At 65.1% G+C, this 22077-nt stretch carries 21 protein-coding genes; 11 read left to right on the forward strand and 10 right to left on the reverse strand.

Translation table 11 applies throughout. The features are described from left to right. Window positions 1-191: 191 nt before the first annotated feature. On the reverse strand, window positions 192-680 hold the full coding sequence (locus Q2M23_RS02400; protein ID WP_016847653.1) for an Lrp/AsnC family transcriptional regulator: 489 nt from the start codon (window positions 678-680) through the stop codon (window positions 192-194). A 126-nt stretch (window positions 681-806) separates the two neighbouring features. Between Q2M23_RS02400 and ald the strand changes: the two genes are divergently transcribed. After that, complete coding sequence (gene ald, locus Q2M23_RS02405; RefSeq protein WP_316394036.1) at window positions 807-1922, forward strand: alanine dehydrogenase; 1116 nt, start codon at window positions 807-809, stop codon at window positions 1920-1922. Between the two features lie 246 nt (window positions 1923-2168). On the opposite strand, the gene Q2M23_RS02410 is transcribed toward ald, so the two are convergent. Next, on the reverse strand, window positions 2169-2957 hold the full coding sequence (locus Q2M23_RS02410) for an IclR family transcriptional regulator (protein WP_316394038.1): 789 nt from the start codon (window positions 2955-2957) through the stop codon (window positions 2169-2171). Between the two features lie 146 nt (window positions 2958-3103). Here Q2M23_RS02410 and leuC point away from each other — a divergent pair, with 146 nt between their 5' ends. Genes leuC through Q2M23_RS02440 form a run of 6 tightly spaced genes read left to right on the forward strand, consistent with a single transcriptional unit; the run spans window position 3104 to window position 9051 of the window. Further along, window positions 3104-4507 (forward strand): 3-isopropylmalate dehydratase large subunit, encoded by a 1404-nt coding sequence (gene leuC, locus Q2M23_RS02415; RefSeq protein ID WP_316394039.1) that lies wholly within the window; start codon window positions 3104-3106, stop codon window positions 4505-4507. Window positions 4508-4510: 3 nt separating this feature from the next. Further along, the gene (leuD, locus tag Q2M23_RS02420) at window positions 4511-5161 is read left to right on the forward strand and encodes a 3-isopropylmalate dehydratase small subunit (protein WP_141340738.1); all 651 of its coding nucleotides are present in this window, start codon (window positions 4511-4513) and stop codon (window positions 5159-5161) included. Continuing rightward, window positions 5158-6291 (forward strand): 3-isopropylmalate dehydrogenase, encoded by a 1134-nt coding sequence (leuB, locus tag Q2M23_RS02425; RefSeq protein WP_141340766.1) that lies wholly within the window; start codon window positions 5158-5160, stop codon window positions 6289-6291. The genes leuD and leuB overlap by 4 nt, the downstream gene beginning before the upstream one ends. Then, window positions 6291-7352 carry an ABC transporter substrate-binding protein gene (locus tag Q2M23_RS02430; protein WP_316394041.1) on the forward strand — a complete coding sequence of 354 codons (1062 nt, stop codon included), beginning with the start codon at window positions 6291-6293 and terminating at the stop codon, window positions 7350-7352. The genes leuB and Q2M23_RS02430 overlap by 1 nt, the downstream gene beginning before the upstream one ends. After that, a complete protein-coding gene (locus Q2M23_RS02435) occupies window positions 7349-8182 on the forward strand; it encodes an ABC transporter ATP-binding protein (protein WP_316394042.1) in 834 nt (277 codons plus the stop codon). Before Q2M23_RS02430 ends, Q2M23_RS02435 begins: the two co-directional genes overlap by 4 nt. Beyond that, complete coding sequence (locus tag Q2M23_RS02440; RefSeq protein WP_028333286.1) at window positions 8179-9051, forward strand: ABC transporter permease; 873 nt, start codon at window positions 8179-8181, stop codon at window positions 9049-9051. Before Q2M23_RS02435 ends, Q2M23_RS02440 begins: the two co-directional genes overlap by 4 nt. Before the next feature lie 49 nt (window positions 9052-9100). On the opposite strand, the gene Q2M23_RS02445 is transcribed toward Q2M23_RS02440, so the two are convergent. Continuing rightward, the gene (locus Q2M23_RS02445; protein ID WP_168857282.1) at window positions 9101-9277 is read right to left on the reverse strand and encodes a hypothetical protein; all 177 of its coding nucleotides are present in this window, start codon (window positions 9275-9277) and stop codon (window positions 9101-9103) included. A gap of 218 nt (window positions 9278-9495) precedes the next feature. Between Q2M23_RS02445 and Q2M23_RS02450 the strand changes: the two genes are divergently transcribed. Together Q2M23_RS02450 and Q2M23_RS02455 are read left to right on the forward strand one after the other, a co-directional pair. Continuing rightward, window positions 9496-9753 (forward strand): hypothetical protein, encoded by a 258-nt coding sequence (locus Q2M23_RS02450; RefSeq protein WP_316394043.1) that lies wholly within the window; start codon window positions 9496-9498, stop codon window positions 9751-9753. 92 nt (window positions 9754-9845) lie between these two features. After that, window positions 9846-11351, forward strand: coding sequence for a CHAD domain-containing protein (locus Q2M23_RS02455; protein WP_316394044.1), 1506 nt, complete (start codon window positions 9846-9848; stop codon window positions 11349-11351). An 11-nt stretch (window positions 11352-11362) separates the two neighbouring features. Here the strand turns inward: Q2M23_RS02455 and Q2M23_RS02460 are convergent, their stop codons facing one another. From Q2M23_RS02460 to Q2M23_RS02490, 7 genes are all read right to left on the reverse strand, one after another. Then, window positions 11363-11536 carry a hypothetical protein gene (locus Q2M23_RS02460; protein WP_316394045.1) on the reverse strand — a complete coding sequence of 58 codons (174 nt, stop codon included), beginning with the start codon at window positions 11534-11536 and terminating at the stop codon, window positions 11363-11365. A gap of 93 nt (window positions 11537-11629) precedes the next feature. Continuing rightward, window positions 11630-13171: a galactarate dehydratase gene (garD, locus tag Q2M23_RS02465; RefSeq protein WP_316394046.1), complete on the reverse strand. Its 1542-nt coding sequence runs from the start codon at window positions 13169-13171 to the stop codon at window positions 11630-11632. 188 nt (window positions 13172-13359) lie between these two features. After that, window positions 13360-14808 (reverse strand): aldehyde dehydrogenase family protein, encoded by a 1449-nt coding sequence (locus Q2M23_RS02470; RefSeq protein WP_316394047.1) that lies wholly within the window; start codon window positions 14806-14808, stop codon window positions 13360-13362. 17 nt (window positions 14809-14825) lie between these two features. Further along, on the reverse strand, window positions 14826-16181 hold the full coding sequence (gene gudD, locus Q2M23_RS02475; RefSeq protein WP_316394048.1) for a glucarate dehydratase: 1356 nt from the start codon (window positions 16179-16181) through the stop codon (window positions 14826-14828). Between the two features lie 43 nt (window positions 16182-16224). After that, window positions 16225-17166, reverse strand: coding sequence for a 5-dehydro-4-deoxyglucarate dehydratase (gene kdgD / locus Q2M23_RS02480; protein ID WP_076826062.1), 942 nt, complete (start codon window positions 17164-17166; stop codon window positions 16225-16227). Between the two features lie 125 nt (window positions 17167-17291). Then, entirely contained in the window at window positions 17292-18197 is a 906-nt protein-coding gene (locus Q2M23_RS02485; protein ID WP_076826064.1) for a LysR substrate-binding domain-containing protein, read from the reverse strand. Window positions 18198-18527: 330 nt separating this feature from the next. Next, window positions 18528-19865, reverse strand: a complete 1338-nt coding sequence (locus tag Q2M23_RS02490) for an MFS transporter (protein ID WP_316394050.1) — start codon at window positions 19863-19865, stop codon at window positions 18528-18530. Between the two features lie 214 nt (window positions 19866-20079). On the opposite strand from Q2M23_RS02490, the gene Q2M23_RS02495 reads away from it, so the two are divergent. After that, window positions 20080-21111, forward strand: coding sequence for an alpha/beta fold hydrolase (locus Q2M23_RS02495; protein WP_316394127.1), 1032 nt, complete (start codon window positions 20080-20082; stop codon window positions 21109-21111). A 14-nt stretch (window positions 21112-21125) separates the two neighbouring features. After that, entirely contained in the window at window positions 21126-22076 is a 951-nt protein-coding gene (locus Q2M23_RS02500) for a fatty acid desaturase (protein WP_168857274.1), read from the forward strand. The last annotated feature ends 1 nt before the right edge of the window (window position 22077 follow it).

Here is a 22077-nt window from a genome sequence, read left to right on the forward strand (position 1 = left end):
TCATTCACCGCTCCACGTGTAACCGAATTGATATTGAACTGTAGCAATTCTGTCATAGAAGCCGGCGAATCACGAACTAAAAATTGCGTGTGGGAGCGAGCCGGGCAGATCCGATTATGACAGTGCCCGATTATGACAGTGCCCGATTGTGACAGTGCGCGATTGTGACAGTGCGCGATGGCGCGTGACCGTCAGCCGCGCAGCGCCGTCTCGGGAATGGTGCGGCGAACCACCTCGCGCATCGCGAAGCTGGAATGGATGCGGGCGACTCCCGGCATCCGCGACAGATGCTGCTTGTGGATGCGCTCGAAGTCGGCGATGTCGCGGGCGATCACCTGCAGATGATAATCGTCGCTGCCCGACATCAGATGGCAGGACACGACGTCGGGACAGCGCGCGATCGCAGCTTCGAAGGCTGCGAGATAATCCTCGCTCTGCTTCTCCAGCGTGATGGTGACGACGACGGTCGTCACCAAGCCCAGCGCCGATGGTTCGAGGTCGACGCGATAGCCGCGGATCACGCCGATCTCCTCGAGATGGCGGATGCGCCGCGCGCAGGCGGTCGGCGACAACCCGACCTTCTCGGCAAGCTCGATTTGGCTGGCGCGGGCATCAGCGACCAGCTCGGCGAGGATTCTGAGGTCGATACGATCGAGACCGTCCACGCAGATTTCCTTCAAGAGCTGAGCTGAATGCGAAGGATATGGGCGTATTTTGCTGTGAGCAAGCCGGAAATCGCTGAGAAACGCCATGTGACGGGGCATAGCCTTGACGACGGCGGAAACGAATCCTTCAAGGAGCGGACCATGCGCATCGGCGTGCCCAAGGAAATCAAGGTCGAGGAATATCGGGTCGGGCTGACGCCTGCCTCGGTGCGGGAATATGTGGCGCACGGCCACGAGGTCGTGGTCCAGCGCGGCGCCGGTGACGGCATCGGTGCCGGCGACGACGTCTACACGCAGGCCGGCGCGCGGATCGCCGATACCGCCGAAGAGGTGTTTTCCGTCGCCGAGATGATCGTGAAAGTGAAGGAGCCGCAGCCGTCCGAATGGATCAGGCTGCGCGAGGGACAGATCCTCTTCACCTATCTGCATCTCGCGCCCGATGTGCCGCAGACCGCGGGTCTGATCGCCTCCGGCTGCACGGCGGTGGCCTATGAGACGGTGACCGACGCACATGGCGGACTGCCGCTGCTCGCGCCGATGAGCGAAGTCGCCGGGCGGCTCGCGATCGAGGCCGCGGGCGCCGCGCTGCGCAAATCCGCCGACGGCATGGGCAAGCTGCTCGGTGGCGTGCCCGGCGTTCCGCCGGCGCGGGTTGCGATCATCGGCGGCGGCGTGGTCGGCACCCATGCGGCGCGGATGGCGGCAGGCCTTGGCAGCGAAGTCACCATTCTCGACCGCTCGTTGCCGCGGCTGCGCGCGCTCGACGACCTCTTCCTCGGCCGCGTCCGCACCCGTTACGCCACGCTGGAAGCGATCGAGCAAGAAGTCTTCGCGGCTGATGTTGTGATCGGCGCGGTGCTGGTGCCGGGCGCCAGCGCGCCAAAGCTGGTGTCGCGCGCGCAGCTTGCAGGCATGAAACGCCGCGCGGTGCTGGTCGACGTCGCGATCGACCAGGGCGGCTGCTTCGAGACCTCGAAGCCGACCACGCATCAGGCGCCGACTTACCTCGTTGACGACATCGTGCATTATTGCGTCGCCAACATGCCGGGCGCGGTGCCGGTCACCTCGAGCCACGCGCTCAACCACGCCACGCTGCCGTTCGGCTTGGCGCTGGCCGCGAAGGGACTGCGTGCGCTGGTCGAGGATCCGCATCTGCGCGCCGGCCTCAACGTGCATCGCGGCCGCATCACCAACCGCGCCGTCGCCGAAAGCCAGCATCTGTCGGCCGTGATGCCGGAAGAAGCGCTGGCGTCGTAGGAAATTCGAAAGATCTAACTGCAGCGCGGGTCCCAACCTCCCCTTCAAAAGGGGAGGTCGCTTTGCTCGCCAGAGCAAAGCGGGTGGGGATCAACTCTCTCCACATAGAGCGTCGCCTGCGGCTGACCCCCATCCCGACCTTCCCCCTTTCAGGGGGAAGGAGAAGACAGATATTTAGTCCGAATGCTTCGCTTCATCCGGGCTACGGCTCCGTCATCCGCACGACGCGTTATGCGTCCCAAGAGGTCATTTCTCAACGAATTTTGGCCCGGCTTCATCTGTCAATTCCGTCAGCCGGCTCTGCATGACTTCAATGATGTGCGCGCGCTTTGCCGCGATACGTTCGATGGGGCCGCCGATGCCGATAGCCAGCGGAGCGCGTCGCTTTGGCAGGGGAACGAGCATGCCTATTGTGTTTGCGCCTGGCGTCGTGCGGCCGCCTGTCTCGGAAAAGCCGCGGCGGCGAATGCGCTCGACCTCTTCGAGAAAGGCGGATTCGCGAACGCGCGCCGACTGACTCGGCTCCTCGGCATTGTTGCGCCGGATAATGCCGCGAATTTTGGTGTTCGGCATTTGGCTCAGCAGCACATGTCCGAGGGCGGTCCGCACCATCGGTCGTATTTGACCGGCTTGTGCCGTGTACTGAAGCTGAGAGCCGCCGGGGACAACGTGCAGATATTGCATCCCGGCGGCGCCGGCCTGTTGTCCGAGCATGACGGTTTCGCCGCCCGTCGCGGTCCAGAGTTCCTCCATCAGATCGGTGAGCTTGGTATCACGGAACGGGGAACGACGGATCCAGTCACCCAGCAGATTGACCCGGTAGCTCGGGATGAAGAGCCGGGTGTTTCGCTCGTATTCCAGGTAGTTCAATTCAACGAGACATCGAAGCAACACTGACGTGCTCGATTGCGGCATCTCCAACGCGGACGATATTTCGGTCACGGAAGCAGCCCGCTTTATTTTCCGAAAGAACTCCAGAACTGCAAACGTCCGCATGGCCGATTTGACGATGGCCGTCTTATTCGGATTCGGCATGGCTGGCTCCTCGGTGGGTCAAGTACCACACCTCCATCACATATGTGATGTTAGGGCAAAACTGCTTCACTTGACGACAACTTTGGCCCAGATTGGCGCCAATAAGATCAAGCCGCATGGAAACGCACAGAGCAGGGGAAGGCGGAATGCCCGGCCGAAGTTTGCTCGAGAAGATCTGGGACCAGCATGTCATTGCTCGCCTCAGCGAAGACACAGACCTCCTTCATATCGACCGCCATCTGCTGCACGATCTCGGCGGCTCGCGGGGCCTGCTCGATCTCAAGAGCCGGGGCCTCAATGTCCACAATCCCGAACTGACCTTTGCAACGCCGGATCACGCGCTGTCGACGGCGCCGGGCCGCGCCGGAACTAGCAAGATCGGACTGGAATTGCTGGCGGCGCTGCGGGTCGAGACCTCGGCGAGCGGCATCACGCTGTTCGACGTCGATCAGCCCGGCCAGGGCATCGTCCACGTCATCGGTCCGGAGCTCGGCCTGAGCCTGCCGGGCGCGACCATCGTCTGCGGCGACAGCCACACCTGCACCCATGGCGGCTTGGGGGCGCTCGCCTTCGGCATCGGGTCGAGCGAGCTCACCCATGTGCTGGCGACGCAGGCGCTGATCCAGCGCCGCCCGAAGACGATGCGCGCGCGCTTCGAGGGTAAGCTGCCGCTCGGCGTCACCGCCAAGGACATGATCCTGGCGCTGATCGGCCATATCGGCGCCGCCGGCGGCACCGGCTATGCGGTCGAATATGCCGGCAGTGCGATCCGCGCGCTGCCGATCGAGGGCCGGCTCACGATCTGCAACCTCTCGATCGAGCTCGGCGCCAAGATGGGAATGGTGGCACCGGACGAGAAGACGTTCGAATTCCTGCGCGGCCGTCCCTATGCGCCGCAAGGCGAGATGTGGGATCTCGCGGTGAAAGCGTGGCACGAACTGTCGAGCGATCCCGACGCGGTGTTCGACCGCGAGGTCGTGATCGATGTCGAGAAGATCATCCCGCAGGTGACCTGGGGCATCAGCCCCGAGCACGTCGTCGGCGTCGACGGCGTGATTCCCGACCCGAAGGCGGTCGACGATCCCTTGCGGCGCGCCGCGATCGAGACTGCGCTCGAGTATATGGGCCTGCAAGGCGGGGCGCCGATCGCGGGCACGCCGGTCGATTGGGTGTTCATCGGCTCCTGCACCAACAGCCGGCTCAGCGATCTGCGCGCCGCGGCCGAGGTCGCGCGCGGCCGCAAGGTCGCGGCCGGGGTCCGCGCTTGGGTGGTGCCGGGTTCCGAGAACGTCAAGCGCGAGGCGGTCGCCGAAGGGCTCGACAAGATCTTTATCGACGCCGGCTTCGAGTGGCGCGAGCCGGGCTGCTCGATGTGCCTGGCCGCTAATGGCGAGGTGGTGGCGCCCGGGCAGCGCTCGGTCTCGACCTCGAACCGCAATTTCGTCGGCCGGCAGGGGCCGCGCGCGCGGACGCATCTGGCGAGCCCCGCGAGCGCCGCGGCATCCGCGATTGCCGGCGCGATCGCCGATGTCAGGATGATGGGACGCTAGAGCATGCCAAAGCCGTTCGACAAGCTCACCGCAACCGCCGCGCCGATCATGCGCGGCAATATCGATACCGACGTCATCATCCGCATCGAGCGGCTGGTGGGCAATTCGATCCGCGGCACGCTCGGTAAATGGGCGTTCGGCTCGCTGCGCTATCTGCCCGACGGCTCGGAGAATCCGGAGTTCATCCTGAACCGCGAGCCGTACCGCGAGGCGGAGATTTTGGTGACCGGGCCGAATTTCGGCTGCGGCTCCTCGCGCGAGGGCGCGGTGTGGTCGCTGCAGGAGCGCGGCATCCGCGCCATCATCGGCTCCGGCTTCGGCGACATCTTCTTCGCCAACTGCTTCCAGAACGGAATCCTGCCCGTCATCGTCGACAAGGCGGTGGTCGATCAGCTTGCCGCCGACATCGAGGCGACGCAGGGCGCGGGCAAGGTCTCGATCGACCTCGAGGCCCAGACCGTCGTCTCGCCGTCGGGCGCGCGGCATTCGTTCGAGATCGATCCGCGGCGGCGCGAGGGGCTATTGAAGGGGCTCGACGAGGTGGCGCTGACGCTGCAGCGCGACGACGAGATCCGCGCCTTCCAGGCCTCCGACCGCGCGGCGCGGCCATGGATTCATTCGACAACGACACCCGCTTCAAGGACACCGGCATGAGCACGCAATCCAATATGGTCAAGGTCGCCGTCGTCGGCGGCGAGGGCATCGGCCCCGAGGTCACCGCGCAGTCGCGCCGCGTGCTCGACTGGTTCGCGGCGAAGCGCGGCGTTCCGATGACGCTGCGCGAGGCGCAATACGGCCTGATCCCGTATCTGGCGACCGGCAAGGTGCTGCCCGAGGACACCGCCGAGGCGATGGACGAGGCCGATGCGATCCTGTGGGGTGCGACCGGCGGGCCGGAGACCACCGAAGTGCCGGCCGCGGCACGCAAGGCCGGCAGTCTGCTCGGCCTGCGCAGCAAATACGATCTCTATGCCAATCTGCGGCCGATCGTGGCGAGCCCGGCCCTGTCGGCCTCCGCGCCACTCAAGGCCGAGGTGCTCGACGGCGTCGATTTCGTCATCATCCGCGAATTGACCAGCGGCATCTATTTCGGCGAGCCGCGCGGCATCGAGACGCTGCACGACGGCCAGCGCCGCGGCTTCAACACCGAGCAATACACCACGAACCAGATCCGCCGCGTGGCGCGCTCGGCCTTCGAGCTGGCGCGGACCCGGCGCAACAAGGTCTGCTCGGTCGACAAGGCCAATGTGCTGGAGACCAGTGTGGTCTGGCGCGAGGAGGTGATCAAGCTGCACAAGGAGGAGTTCTCCGATGTCGAGCTGACCCATCTCTATGTCGACAACGCCGCGATGCAGATCGTGCGCGAGCCGCGGCAGTTCGACGTGATGGTGACCGGCAACATCTTCGGCGACATCCTGTCGGACTGCGCGGCGATGGCTTCGGGCTCGCTCGGCATGCTGCCGTCGGCCTCGCTCGGCCCGGTCGATCGCTTCGGCCGGCGCAAGGCGCTCTATGAGCCGGTGCATGGCAGCGCGCCCGACATCGCGGGCAAGGGCATCGCCAATCCGCTCGGTTCGATCCTGAGTGTCGCGATGCTGCTGCGCCTGACGCTGAACCGGCCGGAGGACGCCGACCTGCTCGAGAAGGCGGTGCAGGCCGCGCTGGCCTCCGGCGCCCGCACGGCCGATATCGCCGAGGCCGGGGCGAAAAAGCTGTCGACTGTCCAGATGGGCGATGCGGTGCTCGGCGCACTCGACAGGATCTCGGCCAAGGAGCACGCGTGATGGCGCGCCTCACCATGCCCCACATTTCAAGGCGATCGGCGCTGACGGTCATCGCCGCCGGCGGCGCCGCGCTGGCGACCGGGCGTGCGTGGGCGCAGGCGGCCGCGGGCCGCGCGATCTATCCGGTCGCGGTGCCAGTCTATCAGACGCAGTTCGTCGCCGACCGTATAGGCTACTTCAAGGAGGCCGGGCTCGACTGCAAGCTGGTGCAGGGCGGCAGCGGCGTGAAGACCCGCGAGATCATAGCCTCGTCGCAGGGCGATATCGGCATCGGCGACGTCACCCATCCGATGCAGCTGACCAATCACGGCCGCGCCGCGCGCGTGCTGTTGCCGGTCGACACGCGATCGAACTCGGTGATGTTCATTATCCGCAAGGACCTGAAGGACCAGGGCATCAACTCGCTGGAGGCGTTCACGCAATGGAAGCGGCCCGATGGCCGCAAGCCGATCGTCTCGGTCTCCTCGCTCGGCGGCACCAACCATGTCTGGTCGTCCTACTATATGGAAACCATGGGGCTTGACGACAAGGTGACCTGGATCGGCACCGGCAATGTCGACACCATGCTGGGATCGCTGAAGTCGAAGCAGGTCGATATCCTCGTCAGCTCGCTGTCGCTGTTGAACGAGGCACAGCAGCAGGGCTGGGGCGAATTGCTGTTCGATGGCACCGACGAGGCGATCTGGAACAAGCATATCGGCGGCAAGGTGCCGGCCACGGCGCATTTCACGCTGCAAGCCACCATCGACAAGGACCCGGCCAAGATGCAGGCCTACGTCACCGCGCTGTGGCGGGCCTCGCAGTGGATCAAGACCCACAAGCCGACCGAGGTCTATGACGCCATCGAGCCCTACGTCGGCAGCACCTCGCGCGACGCCAATCTGCTCGAGATCACGGCGATCCAGAAGGTTGCGGACTATGAGGGCACGATCGATGCCGCGAGCTTCGCGCGCGGCGAGAAGGTCTGGTTCCGCGAGATGACCGGCATCAAGCCGCTCAAGATCGCCGACGTGGTCAATTCCAACCTGATCGAAGCGGCGCGAAAGGCCTATCCGGGTTGAGCGCGCTCGAGACAAGCGCAACCGTATCGCCACGCGCCTCGGCCGATCGGCGCGTCGAGGTCAAGGGTCTGAGCAAGTCGTTCCAGCTCGCCAAAACCACGATCGAGGCCGTGCGCGACGTGACCTTCGACGTCCGCCGCGGCGAGTTTGTCGCGCTGCTCGGGCCGTCGGGCTCCGGCAAGAGCACCGTGCTCAACATGATCGCCTCGCTGATCCGCCCGACCGCCGGCGAGATCCTGATCGACGGCAAGCGCGTCGTCGCCGGCAAGGCGACGCCCAACGTCGGCTACGTCTTCCAGCGCGACACGCTGTTTCCGTGGCGGACCGTCGGCGACAATATCGGCTACGGGCTGGAGCTATCAGGCGTGCCGGCTCACGAACGGAAGGAGCGCATCGCCGAATGCGTCGCGCAAGCCGGCCTGAAGGGATTCGAGAACGCCTATCCGTCGGCGCTGTCGGGCGGCATGCGGCAGCGCGCGGCGCTGATGCGGACGCTGATCGTCGAGCCGCAGATACTCCTGATGGACGAGCCGTTCGGCGCGCTCGACACCCACACCAAGATCGACATGCACGAGGTGCTGCTCCGGATCTGGGAGCGCGAGCAGCAGACCGTGCTGTTCGTGACCCACGATCTCGGCGAGGCGTTGACATTGGCCGACCGCATCATCCTGTTCTCGGCGCGGCCGGGCCGGATCAAGGACAGGTTCGAGGTCGATTTCGACCGCCCGCGCGATGCGGTGAAGGTGCGCGAAACCCCGCATTACGCCGAGCTGTTCCAGCATATCTGGCATTCGCTGGGCGAGGAATTCGTCAGGGGCCGCAGCGCATGAAGAGGTACGGCACGCTCGGTACGGTCGGCTGGCAGGTCCTGATCTGCGCAGTCGTGCTGTCGGTCTGGCAATGGGGCTACGACCTCCGCACCAAACTGCCCTGGCTGGTGCCCGACCTGCTCGATCCCTACTTCATCTCGAAGCCGTCGATGATCTTCGACAACTTCCTGATCCAGAGCTGCCTGACCTCGAAGCTCGGCGCCTTCAACAGCTGGTTCAACGGCGACTTCGGAAAGTGCCTGGCGCGCAACGAGAACAACCTCTGGGCCGCGACCGCCATCACCCTGAAGAATACCTTCTTCGGCTTTGTCACCGGCGTGGTCAGCGGCTTCGTCGCCGGACTGATCCTGGGACGATCCGATCGGCTGAGCGCGATCTTTCAGCCCTTCATCACCGCGGTGAATTCGATCCCGCGGATCGCGCTGGCGCCGATCATCGTGCTGGCATTCGGGATCGGCGACATGTCGAAGATCGTGACGTCGTGGATCGTCGTCGTGTTCCTGGTGTTCTTCAACACTTTCGAGGGCGCGCGCTCGATCGACGAAGGCTTCACCAACGCCGCGCGGCTGCTCGGCGCCAGCGAATGGCAGATCACCCGGACGGTGGTGATCCCCTCGACCATGGCCTGGGTGTTCGCTTCGCTGACGCCTGCGATCTCCTTCGCGCTGATCGGCGTGATCGTCGGCGAGTTCATCGGCGCCGAGCGCGGCATCGGTCGCCTCATCATCGAATCGGAGGCGCGCGGCGAGGCCTCGGGCATGATGGTTGCTGTCGTGGTGCTGATGCTGGTCGGTGTGGTGCTGTCGGCGATCATCTGGCGGCTGCAGGCCTATCTGTTGCGCTGGCAGCGGCAACGCAGCGCCGAATAGGCCGCGGGGCCGTGGCGACGTCGCATTTGCCGCCACGGCTGGCCCGGATCTAGGCTGCATTTTCCGATGGCGAGGTCTCGCCGTCGAGCCAGTCCTGTTCCTTTGCCAGCGCGCGCCAAGCCGCTTCCATTCGCTTGAAGCGATTGTAGGTCGGCCCGTCGTCGGCACGCTCGGCAAGTTGCGCGCAGTTCTCCGCATTGTCGCGGAAGTGCTGTGACTGTTTCATGGAACGTCCTCCTATTAGTTAAGGACGTGGGACATCAATTCAGGCTATTCAACGCGTGGAACATGGGTATTTCGCCACACAGATGAATGCCTGTTCAGCGAGTTCCCGGTGCGATATTTCGCAACTGAGCGTGAGCAATTGCAGCACGGTCGATACAGGAACGGTGCGTCGCACTCGACGTTCCTCCTTCACGTCGCAACTGGAGGAGGAGAGACGGCATGAGGACGTATCTGCTAACCGCGGCCATGGTGACCGCGATCGCATCGCCTGTGTTCGCCGATGATATCGGTGTCCGCGCAGGTCCCGTCGGCGCAGGCGTAACGGTTGGTCGGGCACCCGAATATCGCGATCGCGATCGTGATCGCACCACGGTGATCAGGGAGCCTGAGCCGCGCCATGACCGGACCACGGTCATCAAGAAGCGGGACGAATTCGGCAATCGCAGCAAGACCGTCATCCATAACGACGACGATTGACGCCAACTCAGGCGATCTTGTGTGAGCATGAACGTCCGTCGCTGACCTCGTCACGGCGGACGTTTGCTTGGTGCCCCAGGCATGGAGCGACGATGGCGGCCGAGACGGAGCTCAAATTCCACGTTCCCGCGCGCAAGCTCAAGGGACTGAAGAAACCGCTGGTCGCCGGCAGCAAGAGCGGTGCACCATCCGAGAGCGATCTCGTCTCGACCTATTTCGACACCGCGAAGCACAAGCTCAAGCGGCACGGACTGACGTTGCGCGTGCGGCGGGATGGCGGCAACTATGTTCAGACTATCAAGTCGGGAGCGGGTCCGCAGTTTGAACGGGGCGAATGGGAGACCGACCTTGCGGACGGACACTTCGACCTCGACAAGGCCGAGGGTACGCCGCTCGAAGACCTCGCGTCTGGCAGGCTGCGTCGCAAGCTGAAACCGGTATTCGAGACGTCGGTGCGGCGTATCACCGTGCCGCTGCGGACCAAACGCAGCGAGATCGAACTCGCGATCGATCGCGGCTACACCACGGCCGGGCACCGTTCGCGCCGAATCGACGAGGTCGAACTCGAACTCAAGAGCGGCCGCCCGCTCGACCTGTTCCGGGTCGCAAGGGCGCTGGAGCGGAAGGCGGCAGCGGAGCTCGATCTGCGCTCGAAAGCCGAACACGGCTATGAACTTGCCGATGGCGAGGAGCATGTCGTCGTCTCCGCCGGGAGCATCGTGCTCGACGCCGGACTTACCGCCGGCGCGGCGTTCCGGGGGATCGCGCGCGCCGCGCTTCGTCACCTCTCGTCGAATGCCGAGGCCGTCCGCGAGGGCGAGGCGGAAGGCATTCACCAAATGCGGGTCGGGTTGCGGCGGCTGCGCGCCGCGATCTCGCTGTTCTCGAAGGTCCTGACCGTGGGTCCGACGGAAGAGATCAAGACGCAGCTGAAGTGGCTCACCAACGCGCTCGCGCCGGCGCGCGAGCTTGACGTGTTCGTCAAGGAAGATATCGAGCCAGCGTCGCATGACGCGCTGCTGCGGCGCGGCGGCAAAGCGATCCGGCAGGAATTTTCCGGCCGCCGTGATCGCGCATTTGCCGGCGCGAGGCACGCGGTCAATTCGCAGCGCTATCGGTCCATGCTGATCGATACGTTGCAATGGATCGAGGCAAAGCAGACCGTTGCCGCGGAGGACGAAGGCGGTCCGATCGAGGAATTCGCCGCCGCGCTGCTGCATCGCCGCATCAGGAAGCTGCGCGAGGATGGCCGGCGTCTCGACGGGCTGTCGGCGCAGGAGCGGCACAAGCTGCGCATCAGGGCCAAGAAGCTCAGATACGCGATCGACTTCTTCGAAAGCCTGTTTCCGCGCAAGGGTGAGCGCAAGCAACTCGCGCGGCTGTCCAGGCACCTGAAGCGGGTCCAGGATGCGCTTGGCTCGCTCAACGATTTTGTCGCGCACCGCAAGCTGGCGGTCGATGCGACGCTGAAGTCCCCGCATCGGAAGGAGCGCGCCAGCGCCTTCGCCTCGGGCGTTGTGCTTGGCCGAGAGGAACAGGCGGTCAAGCCGCTGATCAAGGTCGCCGCCAGGGAAGTGCGAGGACTAAAAACGTTTTGACGACCGGACGTCTATGTCGCTGGCGGTGCCGCCGATTGTCTCTCCCGCTCGGCCGCAGCGATCTGGTTGCGACATTCCTCCGCGTAGGCACGCAGGCGCTCGACGGTCAACGAGTCGATGCCAGTGCGTGCCAGCCGCTCGGCGCGGTCGGCCTGATCTTTGAGATCATCGGTTGCCCGGGTCATGTGTGCCTCCACGCCCAGACAATTTGAATCGAATTGCGACGTTCCCCGGCCGATCGGGACGTGGCTAACGGGTGGTTAAGGAGCCATGGATGCTCAGGTCACCGGCGCCGGGTTGAACAGCGTCAGATCGTTGTGGATGCCCCAGCGGTCCGACCACGGCTTGGTGCGCCCGCTGGCGACGTCGAGGATCAGGCGGAACAGGTCCCAGCCGGTTTCCTCGATGGTCTTCTCGCCGGTGGCGATGCAGCCGGCGTCGAAATCGATCAGGTCCTTCCAGCGCCGTGCCAGCTCGCTGCGGGTGGCGACCTTGATGACCGGCGCGGCGGCCAGGCCATACGGCGTGCCGCGGCCGGTGGTGAACACCTGCAAGGTCATGCCGGAGGCGAGCTGCAGCGTGCCGCAGACGAAGTCGCTCGCCGGCGTCGCCGCAAACAGCATGCCCTTCTGCCGCGCCTTCTCGCCCGGCGACAGTACGCCCGCGATCGGGCCGGAGCCCGACTTGACGATCGAGCCGAGCGACTTTTCGACGATGTTGGCAAGGCCGCCCTTCTTGTTGCCCGGCGTGGTGTTGGCGCTGCGGTCGGCGCCGCCGCGGGCCAGATAGGCGTCATACCATTCCATCTCGCGGATCAGCGCGCGGCCGACATCCTCGTTGACGGCACGGCGAGTCAGCAGCTGGATCGCGTCGCGCACCTCGGTGACTTCCGAGAACATCACAGTCGCGCCGGCGCGAACCAAAAGATCGGCGGCAAAGCCCACCGCGGGGTTCGCGGTCACGCCGGAGAACGCGTCGCTGCCGCCGCATTGCAGGCCGATCACAAGATCGGCGGCCGGGCAGATCTCGCGCTTGCGGGCGTTGAGCACCTTCAGCCGGGCCTCGGCCTGGGTCATGATGGCGTCGACGATGGCGCCGAAGCCGTCAAACGCTTCGTCCTGCATCCGCACGATGGCATCGCCGACGCCCTCCGGCACCAGCCGTTCCGGCGCGAGCTTCTCGCAGCCGAGGCCGACGACGAGGATCTCGCCGCCGAAGTTCGGATTGAGCGCGAGATTCTGCAGGGTGCGGATCGGCACCACGGCGTCGGGTGCGGTGATCGCGACGCCGCAGCCATAGGCGTGCGTCAACGGCACGACGTCGTCGACATTGGGATATTTCGGCAAGAGCTCGGCGCGGATGCGCTTCACGGCATATTCCATCGTGCCCTTGACGCATTGCACGGAGGAGGAGATGCCGAGGATGTTCTTGGTGCCGACCGAGCCGTCGGGATTGCGATAGCCCTCGAAGGTGAAGCCTTCGAGCGGCGGCAGCGCGGGCGGCACCGCGGTCGCGATCTCGAGCTGATCGAGCGGTGGCGCCTCGGGCATGCGGATACGGGCCTCGTCGACCCACTCACCGGCCAGGATCGGCGACAGCGCCGTGCCGATCACTTCGCCATAGCGGATGATCGGGGCGCCCTCGGCGATGTCTTCCAGCGCGGTCTTGTGGCCTTGCGGCACGAAAGCGCGCAGCGTCAGGCCCGAGGCGAAGCGGGAGCCGGCCGGCAGGCCGAAATCATTCACGACGATCGCGACATTGTCGCGCTCGTTGAGCTTGATGTAGCGGGGCTGCTCCTGGGCGCCGATCGACTGGTCCATGCCGTATTCCTCCTGGCTTCACTTCACCTCTCCCGCTTGCGGGGGAGGTCGGATCGCATCGAATGATGCGATCCGGGTGGGGGTCTCTCCACAGCATGACTCGCGGGGAGAGCCCCCACCCCAATTCTCCCCCGCAAGCGGGAGAGGGGGTGCAGCGTCTTACGCGGCTGCACTCTGTTTCAACTGCTTCAGCCCGGGAACGTGTAAGCCGTCTTCACCGTGGTGTAGAACTCGCGGGCATAGGCACCCTGTTCGCGTGCGCCGTAGCTCGAGCCTTTGCGGCCGCCGAACGGGACGTGATAGTCGACGCCGGCGGTCGGCAGGTTGACCATCACCATGCCGGCCTCGCTGTTGCGCTTGTAGTGCGAGGCGTATTTCAGGCTTGACGTGCAGATGCCCGAGGCAAGGCCGAATTCGGTGTCGTTGGAGATCGCCAGCGCCTCTTCATAATCCTTGGCGCGGATCACGCAGGCGACCGGGCCGAAGATCTCCTCGCGGGCGATCCGCATCTGGTTGTTCGCCTCGGTGAACAGCGCCGGCTGCAGATAGAAGCCGGGCGTCTCGCGGTTCAACAATTCGCCGCCCCAGTGCAGGCGGGCGCCTTCGTCCTGACCGATCTTGATGTAGCGCAGATCCTGGTCGAGCTGGCTCTGGTCGACGACCGGGCCGACATGTACGCCGCTCTTCAGCGCGTCGTCCACCGAAAGTCCCTTCATGCGCTCGGTCATCGCGGCGACGAAGCGGTCGTGAATCCCCGCGGTGACGATCAGGCGCGAGGATGCGGTGCAGCGCTGGCCGGTCGAGAAATAGGCCCCGTTGACCGCGACCTCGACCGCGACCTTCACGTCGGCGTCGTCGAGCACGACCAGCGGGTTCTTGCCGCCCATCTCGAGCTGGAACTTCTTCATGGGGTTGGAGAGCACGCAGGCCTGCGCGATCTTGCGGCCGGTCTGCACCGAGCCGGTGAAGGAGATCGCGGCGACATCGGGATGATCGAGCAGAGTCTGGCCGACCACCGAGCCCGAGCCGACCACGAGATTGAAGACCCCCGCCGGAATGCCGGAACGCGCAATGATCTCGGACAGCGCATGGGCGGAGCCCGGCACCAGCTCGGCCGGCTTGAACACCACGGCGTTGCCGTAACACAGCGCCGGCGCGATCTTCCACGCCGGGATCGCGATCGGGAAATTCCACGGCGCGATCATGCCGACAACGCCGACCGGCTCGCGGGTGGTCTCGACGTCGAGGCCGGGGCGCACCGATGCGCCCTTCTCGCCCATTAGCCGCAGCGCTTCGCCGGCAAAGAACGCAAAGATCTGCCCGGCGCGCGCCACCTCGCCGATGCCTTCCGGCAGCGTCTTGCCCTCCTCGCGGGCGAGCAGGCGGCCGAGCTCTTCCTTGCGGGCGAGGATTTCGACCGAGATCCTGGTCAGCGCATCGAAGCGCTCCTGCGGCGTCGAGCGCGCCCAGGTCGGGAATGCGGCCTTCGCGGCGGCGATCGCATTTTCGGTCTGCGCCTTGTCGGCCTTGGCGTATTCGCCGACGACATCGGTCGTGTTGGAGGGGTTGATGTCCCGCGTGATGCCTGTTCCGTCGACCCATTCGCCGGCGATGAAGTTCTTCTGGTGAGCGGTCATGTTTCCAACCTTTCTTGTTAGCGCACGAGGCAGGGACGCTTGTCGTCGAAGGTCCACCCCTGGATCAGGAACTGCATGGCCAGCGCGTCGTCGCGGGCGCCGAGACCATGCTGCTTGTATAGCGCGTTCGCGGCCTCGATGGCACCGCGATCGAGCTCGATGCCGAGGCCCGGCCGATCCGGGATAGCGATCTTGCCGCCCTTGATCTGCAGCGGCTGGCGCGTCAACGCCTGGCCGTCCTGCCAGATCCAGTGGGTGTCGATCGCGGTCACCTTGCCGGGCGCGGCGGCTCCGACATGGGTGAACATCGCCAGCGAAATATCGAAATGGTTGTTGGAGTGCGAGCCCCAGGTCAGGCCGTTGTCGCGGCAGGTCTGCGCCACCCGCACCGAGCCCTGCATGGTCCAGAAATGCGGATCGGCGAGCGGAATGTCGACTGCGCCAAGCCGCAATGCGTGCGAGAGCTGGCGCCAGTCGGTCGCGATCATGTTGGTCGCGGTCGGCAGCCCGGTGGCGCGGCGGAACTCGGCCATGATCTCACGACCGGAGAAGCCGGCCTCGGCGCCGCAGGGATCCTCGGCATAGGCGAGCACGCCATGCATGTTGCTGCACAGCCGGATCGCCTCGTCGAGCGACCAGGCGCCGTTCGGGTCGAGCGTGACGCGCGCCTTCGGGAAGCGTTTTGCAATTGCGGTGACGGCCTCGATCTCCTCTTCGCCCCTGAGCACGCCACCCTTGAGCTTGAAATCGGCAAAGCCGTAATGCGCCTGCGTCGCTTCGGCGAGGCGCACGATGGCATCCGGCGTCATTGCAACCTGATGGCGCAGATCGAACCAGTCGGGCTTGCCGGTCTCGCCCTTGACGTAAGGCAGGTTGGTCTTCCTGCGGTCGCCGACGAAGAAGAGATAGCCGAGCGTCTCGACGCTGGCGCGCTGCTGGCCTTCGCCAAGCAGCGCCGCGACCGGGAGATTGAGATGCTGGCCGAGCAGGTCGAGCAGCGCGGATTCCACTGCGGTGACCGCATGGATGGTGACGCGGAGGTCGAAGGTCTGCTTGCCACGGCCGCCGGCGTCGCGATCGGCGAAGGCCTGGCGCATCGAGGCTAGGATGTTGTTGCAGGCGCCGATGGTCTGGCCGACGACGAGGTCGCTTGCGTCCTCGAGCGTCTTCTTGATCTTCTCGCCGCCCGGCACCTCGCCGACGCCGGTGTGGCCGGAGTTGTCGGTGAGGATAACGAGGTTGCGGGTGAAGAACGGCGCATGCGCGCCGCTCAGATTGAGGAGCATGCCGTCGCGGCCGGCGACCGGGATCACCTCCATCGCCGTGACAACAGGTGCGCCGGCAAAGCCGGTGCGGATCGTGTCCTGGATCATCTGCCCCTCCCTTCGTCCTTTGCAGTTTTCCTGGCTGTTCGGCTTATTCTGCCGCCTGCTGCGCGGCGGCCTGCGGCAGCTTGGCGACCAGCGCCGCGAGCTCGCCGATCTCCTGCTCGTTAAGATCGGTCAGCGGCGGCCGCACCGGGCCGGAGTAGCGGCCGATCACCTTCATGCCGGCCTTGATAATCGACACCGCATAACCCTTCCTGCGGTTGCGTATCGCGATCAGCGGCAGGATGAAATCCTTCAGGCCTGCATGGATGGTCTGATGATCGCGCCGGCGCACCGCGGCGTAGAAACCGGTGCCGAATTCGGGCACGAAATTGAACACCGCCGACGAATAGGTGGTCACGCCCATGTCGAGATAGGGCAGGGCAAAGGTCTCCGCGGTCGGCAGGCCGCCGATATAAGTCAGGCGGTCGCCGAGCCGGGTGTAGACACGGGTCATCAGCTCGATATCGCCGATGCCGTCCTTGTAGCCGACGAGGTTCGGGCAGCGCTCGCAGAGGCGCGCCAGCGTATCAGGCTGCAGGATCGCATTGTCGCGGTTGTAGACGATGACGCCGATCTTAACCGATGCGCACACCGCCTCGACATGGGCAGCGAGGCCGTCCTGCTCGGCATGCGTGAGATAGGGCGGCAGCAGCAGCAGGCCGTCGGCGCCGGCCTTCTCGGCGCCAACCGCGATCTCGCGCGCGATCGCGGTGCCGTAGCCGGTGCCGGCCAGCACGGGAACGCGGCCCTTGGTCTCGTCGACCGCGATCTTCACGACGTGGGGAACTTCACTCGGCGTCAGCGAGAAGAACTCGCCGGTGCCGCCGGCGGCGAACAGGCCGGCGACGTCATAGCCGCACAGCCAGTCCATGTTGGCGCGATAGGTCGCCTCGTCAAACGAATAGTCCGCGTTGAACGGGGTCACGGGAAAGGACAGGAGGCCGCCACCGATTCTAGCGGCCATCTCCTGAGGGGTCATCTTGCTCATGGCGCCACTCCTGATGATGTTGGGATAAGGGATGCGCGAGCAGCGCGCGTCCATGGCGGAATTTCTAGGGAATGGTTCGATGCGCGTCCAAGCCAAACGCGGTATCGAGCGATGCTAACTCTGCATCAATCGCCGCGCAGATGCGGCGCCGCGATTTCGGTTGCGATCTCAATCAGCGACGGCAGCAACTGGTTCTCGTGATCGCGCCGCCACACCATGAACAGCTCGACCGGCACGGGCGATCGCAGCTTCAGCGGCTTCAGCTTGACGTCCGCGATCTTCAGGCTGGCGGCCGCTTCCGGCACGATCGCGACGCCGAGCCCGGCGCGCACCATGGCGAGGATCGAATGGATCTGGCTGAGATGCTGCACATAGCGCGGCAGCACGTCGGCGCGCGTGAACATCGACACCAGGAGATCGTGGAAGTAGCGCGCCTCATAGGGCGAATACATCACGAAGGGCTGGTCGTCGAAATCCTTGATGCTGACGGTCTCGGCCGCGGCCAGCGGATGCTTCTTCGGGATCGCGGCGAGCAGCGGCTCGGCCACGACGCGGCGGCTGGCGAATTCCGGCCGCGCGATCGGCGGGCGCAGCAGGCCGGCGTCGATCTGCCCGGTGGTGAGCGCCTCGAACTGGTCGCCGGAGACCATCTCCTTCAGCGAAAAATCGACCTCGGGCAGGCGCGAGCGGCAGGCCGCGATCAGGTCGGGCAGGAAGCCGTAGGCGGCCGCCGCGGTGAAGCCGATCTTGAGCGAGCCGGTCTTGCCGAGCGCGATGCGCCGGGCAACCTGCGAGGCCGATTCCGCGAGCTTGAGGATGCGCCGCGCCTCGGGCAGGAAACTGCGTCCGGCCGGCGTCAGCCGCACCGAGCGGCTGGTGCGTTCCAACAGCGGCGCGTCGATGATGTGTTCGAGCACCTGGATCTGCCGGCTCAGCGGCGGCTGCGTCATGTTGAGCCGCGCCGCGGCGCGGCCGAAGTGCAATTCTTCGGCCACCGTGACAAAGCAGCGGAGCTGGCTCAGGTCGAACATCGATGCAAGCCCGGAATTGATCGCGCGGGGATTTGTACGTTCTAGCATCGATGCCTCCCACTGGCCAAGAAGACAAACAAGAAGACAAAAAGCAGACAAAGACGGCGGCCGAAGCCGCCGTTTGGTTTTCTGCTCCCTCTCCCCGTTCTTACGGGGAGAAGGTTGGGGTGAGGGGCTCTCTCTGCGCAACGGCCGCCTCGATGTGCACGCGCGATCCGAACGAGTCGGAAGGACTGTCTCTGCGGAGACGTGTTGCTTCGCCCCTCACCCGAAATTCGCTGTGCGAATTTCGACCTCTCCCCGCGGAAGGCGGGGAGAGGTGAAGCGCGCTCACGCCGCCTTGAGCTGCACCCGCTTGATCTCGCCGACGATGAACAGATAGGCGATCGCCGCGACCAGCGCGTTGGCACCGACGAACACCAGCGCGCCGTTGAACGAGCCGGTGGCGGCCAGAATGTAGCCGATGACGATCGGCGTCGTGATCGAGGACAGGTTACCGAAGGTGTTGAACAAGCCGCCGGAGACGCCGCCGGCTTCCTTCGGCGAGGTGTCGGAGACGACCGCCCAGCCGAGCGCGCCGACGCCCTTGCCGAAGAAGGCGAGCGCCATGAAGCCGACCACCAGTGCCTGGCCGTCGACATAGTTGCAGGCGATGATCGACATCGACAGCAGCATGCCGCCGACGATCGGGATCTTGCGCGCTATGGTCAGCGAGCCGGTGCGGCGCAGGATATAGTCCGAGATCACGCCGCCGAGCACGCCGCCGATGAAGCCGCACAGCGCCGGCAAGGTCGCGACGAAGCCGGCCTGCAGGATCGAGAGCCCGCGCTCCTTCACCAGATAGACCGGGAACCAGGTCAGGAAGAAATAGGTCAGGGTGTTGATGCAGTATTGGCCGATATAGACGCCGAGCATCATGCGGTTGGCGAGCAATTGGCGGATGTGGTCCCAGCTGGGGCCGCTGTCCTGGGTCTTGCCGGCCTTCGCCGCGTCCATGTCGACCAGCGCGCCGCCCTGCTTGATGTAGTCGAACTCGGCCTCGTTGATCGCGGGGTGCTCCTTCGGCTCGTAGATGGTCTTGATCCAGGCAATGCCCGTGACGATGCCGAGCGCACCCATCACGTAGAACACATGGCGCCAGCCATACTCATGGGCGATCCAGCCCATCAGCGGCGCGAAGATCACGGTGGCGAAATACTGCCCCGAATTGAAGAAGGCCGAGGCGGTACCGCGTTCATTGCCGGGGAACCAGGAGGCGACGATGCGGGCATTGGCCGGGAATGACGGCGCCTCGGCGATGCCGACCAGGAAGCGCAGGGCGAACAGCAGGACCACGGCCGCGCCCGCGGACAGGAATCCGACCAGGCCCTGCATTGCGGTGAAGATCGACCAGACGATGATGCTGAGCGCATAGACCCATTTGGAGCCGAAGCGGTCGAGCAGCCAGCCGCACGGCACCTGGGCGACCACATAGGACCAGCCGAACGCCGAGAACACGTAGCCCATCGCGACGGGATCGAGATGCAGTTCCTTGGAAAGGGCGGGGCCGGCGATCGAGAGCGTGGCGCGATCGGCATAGTTCACGGTGGTGACGAGAAACAACATCGTCACGATCAAGAGCCGGACGCGGGATCGCCGCGTGTCTGCGGCGGACACAATTGCGCTCATTAGCGCCTCCTCGAAATTTTCCTCGGGGTCTGTCCTAGAGAGATGACGACAATGGGTCCAAGCCGAAACGGGTATTGATCCATACCGATTTTGAATGGATCGGCCCGGTGTCATTCCACCTTCGCCGCTATTGCCAGGTTTTCGCATTTAGTGTACCAATAGTACAGTTATTAAGGGCACAGCGTTGCGCCCGGCTGCTCGAGGTCGAATGCTGATGACCACGCCGCGCGACTATGAGGTGTTCGAGGCAGGCGATGTGACGCTGCAGGGCGGCGCCGTGTTTCCGCAACTGAGGCTCGCCTACAAGACCTATGGCACGCTGAATGCGGCGCGGGACAACGTCATCCTCTATCCGACGTCGTTCGCCGCACAGCACTCCGACATCGAATGGCTGGTGCAGCCGGGCGGCGCGCTCGATCCCGAGCGCTACTTCATCGTCATCGCGAATCTGTTCGGCAATGGCCTGTCTTCCTCGCCGTCGAATTCGGTCGAGGTGCTCGGCGGCGCGCCGTTTCCTGCCTTCACCTATCATGACGCGGTCGCGATCCAGCGGCGGCTGCTGGTCGAGCGGTTCGGCGTGACCAGGCTCGCGCTGGTCTATGGCTGGTCGATGGGCGGCATGCAGGCCTATCACTGGGCCGCGCGGTATCCCGACATGGTCGAGCGCGCGGCCGTGGTCTGCGGCAGCGCGCGGTGCTCGCCGTATAATCATGTGTTCCTCGAAGGTGTGAAGGCCGCGCTGACCGCCGACCCGGCCTACCGGGACGGCCGCTTCGTCAGCAAGCCCGCGGCGGGCCTTCGTGCGATGGGGCGCGTCTACGCCGGCTGGGCGATGTCGCATGAGTTCTATCGCGAGGAAGTCTGGCGCGCGGCCGGCTTCAACTCGCTGGAAGACTACCTCGCGGGATCCTGGGACGGTGCCTTCGCGCGGCGCGATGCGAATGATCTGATGGCGCAGATCGCGATCTGGCAGACCGGCGATATCAGCCGTTGCGATCAATTCGGCGGCGACTTCGACCGGGCGCTGGCCGCGATCAAGGCGCATGTCCTGCTGATGCCGGGGCGTACCGATCGCTATTTCGACCCGCGCGACAACGAGGCTGAACTCGGCCGCCTGGTCAACGCGCGCTCGGCCGCGCTGCATGCGATTCCGTCGATCCACGGGCACCGGGCCGGCAATCCCGCCAACAACGCCGAAGACCGCGCCTTCATCAACGCCGAAATCTCGGCGCTGCTGCAACGCTGACAGGTGAGACGACCATGAGCACCGCAGAGACCAGTGACGCCGGACCCCGCCTGAAGCCGCTCAGCCCGCTGACCTTGCGCGATTTGTCGACCAAGTCGAACCTTGCCGGCGCGGTGCGCGCGGCAAGCCATTACGGGATGATCGTCATCGTCGGCGCGCTGATCTCCCTGGTCTCATCGCGCTACGGTCTGCCATGGGCGCTGCCGCTGATTGCCGTGCAGGGCTACTTCGTCGCATTCCTGTTCATGGTGGTGCATGAGACCGCGCACAAGACGGCGTTCCGCAGTCCAGCGCTCAATCTTGTCGTAGGCAATCTGTCCGCCTTCATGATCGGACTGCCCTACCAGTATTACTGCCTGTTCCACTGGGACCATCATCGCTACACGCAGGATCCGGAGAAAGACCCGGAGCTGATCGTCGGCCCCAAGCCCGCGTCGGACACCCAGCTGGCGATCGCCTATTCGGGACTGCTGCAGGTGTTGGTTCGCATCCGCCTGATGTTTTGGCATGCACTCACCGGAAAGGTGGTCGTGCCGTGGATTCCGGAGCACAAGCGCGCCTCGATCGTGCTGGAGTCGCGGCTCTATCTCGCGGGCTATCTGCTGTTGCTCGCGGCCTCGTTCGCGCTGCACAGTGCGATCCTGCTGTGGGTGTGGATCGTGCCGCTCCTGGCCGGTCAGCTCATCCTGCGCCCCTATCTCTATGCCGAGCACACCGGCTGCGAGCGGACGCGGAGCGCGTTCGAGAACACGCGCACAACGATGACCAGCAGGATCATGAAATGGTTCGCCTGGAACATGCCTTACCATGTCGAGCACCACGCCTATCCCACGGTGCCGTTCCATGCGCTGCCGAAGCTGAACGCTATCGTCGATGGCCACATCGTGTATCGCGGCAGCAGTTACCGGGCCGTCACGCGCGAGACCTGGGTCTGGTTCCGCCGTCAGCGCCAACGCTCTGCTTGAT

This window comes from Bradyrhizobium sp. 33ap4 (genome assembly GCF_032654765.1).
Classification (GTDB): Bacteria; Pseudomonadota; Alphaproteobacteria; order Rhizobiales; family Xanthobacteraceae; genus Bradyrhizobium; species Bradyrhizobium australafricanum.

What these genes read in the sequence shown, in the direction of transcription:
- Q2M23_RS02410 (WP_316394038.1), bottom strand. Translation starts at nt 2,957, where the DNA reads ATGCCGAATCCGAATAAGACGGCCATCGTCAAATCGGCCATGCGGACG.
- gudD (WP_316394048.1), bottom strand. Translation starts at nt 16,181, where the DNA reads ATGATCCAGGACACGATCCGCACCGGCTTTGCCGGCGCACCTGTTGTC.
- Q2M23_RS02455 (WP_316394044.1), top strand. Translation starts at nt 9,846, where the DNA reads ATGGCGGCCGAGACGGAGCTCAAATTCCACGTTCCCGCGCGCAAGCTC.
- Q2M23_RS02460 (WP_316394045.1), bottom strand. Translation starts at nt 11,536, where the DNA reads ATGACCCGGGCAACCGATGATCTCAAAGATCAGGCCGACCGCGCCGAG.
- Q2M23_RS02500 (WP_168857274.1), top strand. Translation starts at nt 21,126, where the DNA reads ATGAGCACCGCAGAGACCAGTGACGCCGGACCCCGCCTGAAGCCGCTC.
- leuD (WP_141340738.1), top strand. Translation starts at nt 4,511, where the DNA reads ATGCCAAAGCCGTTCGACAAGCTCACCGCAACCGCCGCGCCGATCATG.
- Q2M23_RS02470 (WP_316394047.1), bottom strand. Translation starts at nt 14,808, where the DNA reads ATGACCGCTCACCAGAAGAACTTCATCGCCGGCGAATGGGTCGACGGA.
- Q2M23_RS02445 (WP_168857282.1), bottom strand. Translation starts at nt 9,277, where the DNA reads ATGAAACAGTCACAGCACTTCCGCGACAATGCGGAGAACTGCGCGCAA.
- leuC (WP_316394039.1), top strand. Translation starts at nt 3,104, where the DNA reads ATGCCCGGCCGAAGTTTGCTCGAGAAGATCTGGGACCAGCATGTCATT.
- kdgD (WP_076826062.1), bottom strand. Translation starts at nt 17,166, where the DNA reads ATGAGCAAGATGACCCCTCAGGAGATGGCCGCTAGAATCGGTGGCGGC.
- Q2M23_RS02485 (WP_076826064.1), bottom strand. Translation starts at nt 18,197, where the DNA reads ATGTTCGACCTGAGCCAGCTCCGCTGCTTTGTCACGGTGGCCGAAGAA.
- Q2M23_RS02495 (WP_316394127.1), top strand. Translation starts at nt 20,080, where the DNA reads ATGACCACGCCGCGCGACTATGAGGTGTTCGAGGCAGGCGATGTGACG.
- Q2M23_RS02450 (WP_316394043.1), top strand. Translation starts at nt 9,496, where the DNA reads ATGAGGACGTATCTGCTAACCGCGGCCATGGTGACCGCGATCGCATCG.
- garD (WP_316394046.1), bottom strand. Translation starts at nt 13,171, where the DNA reads ATGGACCAGTCGATCGGCGCCCAGGAGCAGCCCCGCTACATCAAGCTC.
- Q2M23_RS02440 (WP_028333286.1), top strand. Translation starts at nt 8,179, where the DNA reads ATGAAGAGGTACGGCACGCTCGGTACGGTCGGCTGGCAGGTCCTGATC.
- Q2M23_RS02430 (WP_316394041.1), top strand. Translation starts at nt 6,291, where the DNA reads ATGGCGCGCCTCACCATGCCCCACATTTCAAGGCGATCGGCGCTGACG.
- Q2M23_RS02490 (WP_316394050.1), bottom strand. Translation starts at nt 19,865, where the DNA reads ATGAGCGCAATTGTGTCCGCCGCAGACACGCGGCGATCCCGCGTCCGG.
- leuB (WP_141340766.1), top strand. Translation starts at nt 5,158, where the DNA reads ATGAGCACGCAATCCAATATGGTCAAGGTCGCCGTCGTCGGCGGCGAG.
- ald (WP_316394036.1), top strand. Translation starts at nt 807, where the DNA reads ATGCGCATCGGCGTGCCCAAGGAAATCAAGGTCGAGGAATATCGGGTC.